General features: G+C 70.3%; 6 protein-coding genes and 1 riboswitch. Of the genes, 4 read left to right on the forward strand and 2 right to left on the reverse strand.

Annotation, left to right across the window (positions count from 1 at the left end; genetic code table 11):
* Positions 1-728 (reverse strand): CbtA family protein (locus KBX53_RS21390; protein ID WP_210861235.1); only part of this gene is annotated, 728 nt, incomplete at its 3' end.
* A complete protein-coding gene (locus KBX53_RS21395) occupies positions 719-922 on the reverse strand; it encodes a CbtB domain-containing protein (protein ID WP_030336294.1) in 204 nt (67 codons plus the stop codon). The genes KBX53_RS21390 and KBX53_RS21395, both read right to left, overlap by 10 nt.
* Before the next feature lie 58 nt (positions 923-980).
* A riboswitch (cobalamin riboswitch) is annotated at positions 981-1,053 on the reverse strand.
* 318 nt (positions 1,054-1,371) lie between these two features.
* Here KBX53_RS21395 and KBX53_RS21400 point away from each other — a divergent pair.
* From KBX53_RS21400 to KBX53_RS21415, 4 genes are all read left to right on the forward strand, one after another.
* Positions 1,372-2,250, forward strand: coding sequence for an amidohydrolase (locus KBX53_RS21400; protein WP_210861237.1), 879 nt, complete (start codon positions 1,372-1,374; stop codon positions 2,248-2,250).
* Positions 2,251-2,569: 319 nt separating this feature from the next.
* Positions 2,570-3,577, forward strand: coding sequence for an ABC transporter permease (locus tag KBX53_RS21405; protein WP_030336298.1), 1,008 nt, complete (start codon positions 2,570-2,572; stop codon positions 3,575-3,577).
* A 40-nt stretch (positions 3,578-3,617) separates the two neighbouring features.
* Entirely contained in the window at positions 3,618-4,670 is a 1,053-nt protein-coding gene (locus tag KBX53_RS21410) for an ABC transporter substrate-binding protein (protein ID WP_210861238.1), read from the forward strand.
* Positions 4,670-5,187: ATP-binding cassette domain-containing protein (locus KBX53_RS21415; protein ID WP_210861240.1), on the forward strand; the 518-nt coding region annotated here is incomplete at its 3' end. The genes KBX53_RS21410 and KBX53_RS21415, both read left to right, overlap by 1 nt.

Raw genomic sequence — 5,187 nt, forward strand, 5'->3', positions numbered from 1 at the left:
TGGTGCATCAGGGCCGCGAAGAGCAGGCCGATGCCGGTCCAGAGCACGACCTGGGTGCCGAGCGAGGCCAACCGGAAGTTCCACAGCAGGGTCGCGGGGAAGGTCGACGGAACCTCCTCGAAGGACGGCATCACCACGTACGCCACTGCCGTGACCAGCAGGAATCCCCCCACTGCCGCAGCGGCGCGCAGCCACGGCGGGGCCTGCGCGCCGACCGACCGGTAGCCCAGCGAGCCGGCCCACACGGCCACCAGGCCGAGCACCACCATCAACAGGTAGGTGACGGTCCGTTGGTTGATGGTGGCCGGGTCGCCGACCGCCGGTGGGTTCGCCGGGTACTTGAGGAACGGCACGATCACCACACCGAGCAGCGCCGCGCCGGCCAGCAGCAGACCCGACCGCCCGTCGTCCTCGGCGCGCCGCCGACGGGACAGCAGAACGTACGCCGTGGCCAGCAGGCCACCCATCGCGGCCCCGAACAGGCCGGTGGCCAGGAACAGACCGCCGCGCTGACCCGTCCGGCTGACCAGGGCTTCCCCGTGATCGTGGGCACCCGCCGCGGGCTCGGCGTGCGTCGCGGCCTCCTCGATCGCGATGGCCGCCTCGACGTGTGGCTCGCCGGCCACGTACGCGAACCCCCCGGCGAGCAGGCCGGCGATCAGACCGGCGAGCAGCCCGCGGACGAGGACGGCGAGGAACGGGGGAGTGGTGGTGGGGGTCAGTGGCACGGGACGCCCAGCAGGTGCCGGCCGTCGTGCATCAGCTCGTGCAGGTACGTCCCGCTGCGCGACACCGCTCCCTGGTCGAAGGCGACGAGGTAGGTCAGCAGGGCGAGCACGACAACGGTTGCCAGGGCCGTCCACAGCAGACGGGTACTGCCGGCGGGGTGCACCACCGGCTGGCTGGACGCGGAGCTGGACATGAATACACGAACCTCCCCGGGGATGACGCGTCCCCATCGCAAGGCTGCGGACGACCGAGCGTCCTGGCTCGCGGCCCCCGTCGGGGAACCGCTCACAGTGGCGCGACCGCGCCGGATTCACACCGGCTTCCCTCGCGTCGCCGCAGATAGTGGCTCGACGGTATCGGTGCGGCCTCGGACGGTCAACCCGGACCCCGGGCACCGACGACGTCCGCCCACCGTGGTGTCGATGGGTCCGAGAGGTAGCGGCGGGCAGCGGGATTCGTCAGACCAAAAGACGACAGTGTCGGTAGCCGGCCGCGCCGCGCGTTCCGCCATCTATGAACAGTCTGTTACCGCTAACATGGTCAACCTGCCAGATCGGTGGTGTCTCCGGGTTGACCCGGTGGGGTTCGATCAGTGGCTGGGGCGGGGTGTGGGGTGGACGTGACGGCGCCGGGACGGGTCCGATGACGACGGGCGGGCTCGCGCGACAACCCGGCATCGTCGACGCGCACCACCACCTCTGGGTCCGGGCGCGGCACCCGCAGCAGTGGATCGATCCGCACACCATGGCCGCTATCGACGGCGACTTCACGCCGGTCGAACTCGCCCCGGCGGCTCGGGCCGCCGGGGTGACGCAGACAGTGGTCGTGCAGTCCGTCGCCGTCCGGTCGGAGACTCCCGAGCTGCTCGGCATCGCGGCCGACGACCCCCTCGTCGCCGGGGTCGTCGGCTGGGTCGACCTCACCGCTGCCGACGTCGGTCGTCGCCTCGACCGGCTACGCCGGGCGCGCGGCGGTGAACGGCTGGTCGGCATCCGCCACCTGGTCCAGTCCGAACCCGACCCGATCTATCTCGACCGTCCCGAGGTGCGGCGGGGTGTCGCCGCGGTCGGTGCCGCCGGTCTCGCGTTCGACCTCCTGGTGCGTCCGCACCAGCTGCCGGCGGCCACCCGGCTCGTCCGCGACCTGCCGCAGGTGCGGTTCGTCCTCGACCACCTCGGCAAGCCCTCGCTCGGGCGGGCCGACCTCGGTGACTGGCGCCGCGACCTGCGGGCGCTGGCGGCCGAGCCCAACACGACGGCGAAGCTCTCCGGCCTGGTGACCGAGGTGGAGGGTGGTTCCTGGACGGCCGCCGACCTGCGGCCCGCCGTCGAGCACGCGCTCGACGTGTTCGGGCCGGACCGGCTGATGTTCGGCTCGGACTGGCCGGTGTGCCTGCTCGTCACCTCGTACGTCCGCTGGGTCGCGGTCCTCGGCGACCTGTTGGCCCCGCTGTCCGACGACGAGCGGGCGGCGATCTGGCAGTGGACCGCCTCCCGGGTGTACCGGTTGCCCCCGTCCTGAGCGGGCAGTGGCCGCCGAGCTGGCGACATAGTGTGTTATCGATAACATGCTAACGGCGGCGGCCGATATCCGGTGGTCTGATGTATGCCTCCGGTGGTGCAGGTAACGATGGCAAAACATGCCCGTAAGACCTTGGCAACATACGTGAATGCGTGGCAAGGTAACGCCTGATCGTGGGAAACATCCGACCTATCTCTGAGGTCGTGCGGGCGCCTGGCCGCACTGACAGCTGAGCGGGTTGGTCGCTCACAGGCGTTCGGCTCGTCGGCGGGGTCCTCGTCGGGTGCTGGCGCCACGCTTGGGGAGGTCAGGTCCGACGATGAGTAGCGTCGAGGCAACCGCCGGCACGCAGCGCGGCGAGCTCAGCGACTGGTTTCGCGAACGCATTTCCCACGCCGTCTCCGAGTTCACCGCCGCCACCGCGTTGGTCGTCCTGTTCATCGCCCTGACCTTCGCGAGCCCCTACTTCCTGACTGCTGACAACCTCTTCAACATCGGGGCGCAGACGGCGGTGATCGCCATCATCGCCACGGCCCAGACGATGGTCATCATCACGAAGGGCATCGACCTGTCCGTCGGGTCGGTCGCCGCGCTCGCCGGCGTGGTGGGCGCGATGGTCGTGCGTGACCTCGGCTTCTCGATCTGGGCGGCCACGGCGGTCGCGATCGGCGTCGGCGCGCTGGCCGGGCTGTTGAACGGGCTGCTGGTGACGGTGGCCCGGATCCCGCCGTTCATCGCGACGTTGGGAACGATGTCCGTGGGCCGCGGCCTCGTCTTCATCATCACCGGAGCGGTCGGCGTCTACGGCCTGCCCCGATCCTTCCAACTGCTCGGCAACGGGGAGATCCTCGGGATTCCGTTCGCCGTGGTGATCACCATCCTGGTCGCGGTCGGGGTCGCCTTCCTGCTCTCCCAGACCCGCTTCGGTCAGTACACGTACGCGATGGGCTCCAATCTGGAGGCGGCCCGCCGCTCCGGCATCCGGGTGGGGCGGCAGCTGACCGGGGTGTACGTGCTGGCGGGTGTGCTGGTCGGGCTGGGCGGCATGATCGCCGCGTCCCGGGTCAACTCCGGCCAGCCCAACTACGGCATCTCGCTGGAGCTCGACGTCATCGCCGCCGCGGTCATCGGCGGAGCCAGCCTGTTCGGCGGGCAGGGCCGGATCGTCGGGACCATCATCGGCGCGTTCCTCATCGCCCTGGTCCGCAACGGCGCCGTCCTGCTCGACATCAGCATCCACTACCAGCAGGTGATCGTCGGTCTGATCATCTGGGCGGCCGTCTACTTCGACCAGTACCGCCGCCGGCGGCTGGAATCACGGGGTTGACATGCCATTCCGAGAGTCCGAACGAGGAAGGACACACACCATGGCACACACCACCACCAGCCGGCGGACGCGAGGACCACTCCTGCGCGCGCAGGCGATCCTGGCCGTGGCCGCGGCGACCGCTCTGCTCAGCGCCTGCGGCGGGGTCGAGGTCCGCGACGGCGGTGACGGCGCGACCACTGACGCGAGCGGCCCCTTGAAGCTCGCCGTCGTACCCAAGGCGGTCGGGGCCGACTACTGGAACACCGTCAAGGCGGGCGCGGAGTGCGCCGCGCAGCGCGCGGGGGACGTCACCGTCCAGTGGGACGGGGTGACCACCGAGACCGACGTTGAGGGCCAGGTCAACCTGATCCAGAACTTCGTCACCAAGAAGGTCGACGGCATCGTCTACGCGGCGACCGACTCCAGCGCGCTGGCACCGGTGACCGACAAGGCGCTCGCCGCCAACATCCCGGTCACCATGATCGACTCCGGCACCAGCCCGCAACCGCCGAGTGTGCCCCTCTTCGCCACCGACAACCGGGCGTCGGCCACCGAGGCGGCGAAGCTGCTCGCCACCGAACTCGGCCCCGGCAACCACGAGGTGGCGCTCGTCGAGTTCCAGCCCGGGTCGCAGACCAACACCGAGCGGGTCGACGGCTTCAAGGCCGGCCTGGCCCAGTACCCCAACCTGAAGCTGGTCGGCCAGCAGCCGAGCAAGAGCGACGTCAACGAGGCCCGCCGGGTCACCGAGAACATCCTCACCGCCAACCCCAAACTGGCTGGCGTCTTCGCCGCCAACGAGCCGAGCGTGCTCGGCGCCGCGCAGGCCATCCAGGCGGCCGGCAAGTCCGGCAAGGTGGTCATCATCGGCTGGGACGCGGCCCCGGACGAGATCGCCGGGGTGCGCAACGGCCAGATCTCGGCGCTGGTCGTGCAGAACCCGTTCAAGATGGGCTACTTCGGCGTCGACAAGATGGTCAAGCACCTCCGGGACAAGGCGCCGCTGGCGTCGGCCGACACCGGCGTCACGTTCGTCACCAAGGAGAACATCGACTCGGCGGAGATCAAGGCGGTGCTCGAGCCCAGCTGCGCCAACCCGCCGGTGCAGTGATGGGAGGCATTCCCACGGCCACCGCCGACAACGCCCAGCAACCCACCGACGAGGAACCGCCGGTCCTCGAGGCCCGCGGCATCGTCAAGCGGTTCGGGCACGTCGAGGCGTTGCGGGGGGCCGACTTCACCGTCCGCCGGGGCGAGGTCGTCGCGTTGATCGGTGACAACGGTGCCGGAAAGAGCACCCTGATCAAGACCCTGTCCGGTGTGCATCCGCCGGACGAGGGCGAGATCCTGATCGGCGGCCGTCCGGTCCGGTTCTCCACCCCGGTCGATGCCCGCCGGGCCGGGGTGGAGACCGTCTACCAGGATCTCGCCGTCGCCGACGACCTGAGCGTGGCCGCCAACCTGTATCTCGGCCGGGAGATCCTGCGCTCCGGGCCGCTCGGTCGGCTCGGCCTGCTGGACAAGCGCGCCATGCGGCAGGGTGCCGCCGCCGCCCTCGACGAACTGGGCGTACGGATTCCCCGGGTGACCACCCCGATCGCCATGCTCTCCGGTGGGCAGCGGCAGTG

It is taken from the genome of Micromonospora sp. M51 (assembly GCF_018070305.1).
In the GTDB taxonomy this organism is placed as follows: Bacteria; Actinomycetota; Actinomycetes; order Mycobacteriales; family Micromonosporaceae; genus Micromonospora; species Micromonospora parva.

Bases quoted from the DNA above. Each gene is read 5' to 3' on its own strand.
- KBX53_RS21395 (WP_030336294.1), bottom strand. From the start codon at position 922: ATGTCCAGCTCCGCGTCCAGCCAGCCGGTGGTGCACCCCGCCGGCAGT.
- KBX53_RS21400 (WP_210861237.1), top strand. From the start codon at position 1,372: ATGACGACGGGCGGGCTCGCGCGACAACCCGGCATCGTCGACGCGCAC.
- KBX53_RS21410 (WP_210861238.1), top strand. From the start codon at position 3,618: ATGGCACACACCACCACCAGCCGGCGGACGCGAGGACCACTCCTGCGC.
- KBX53_RS21405 (WP_030336298.1), top strand. From the start codon at position 2,570: ATGAGTAGCGTCGAGGCAACCGCCGGCACGCAGCGCGGCGAGCTCAGC.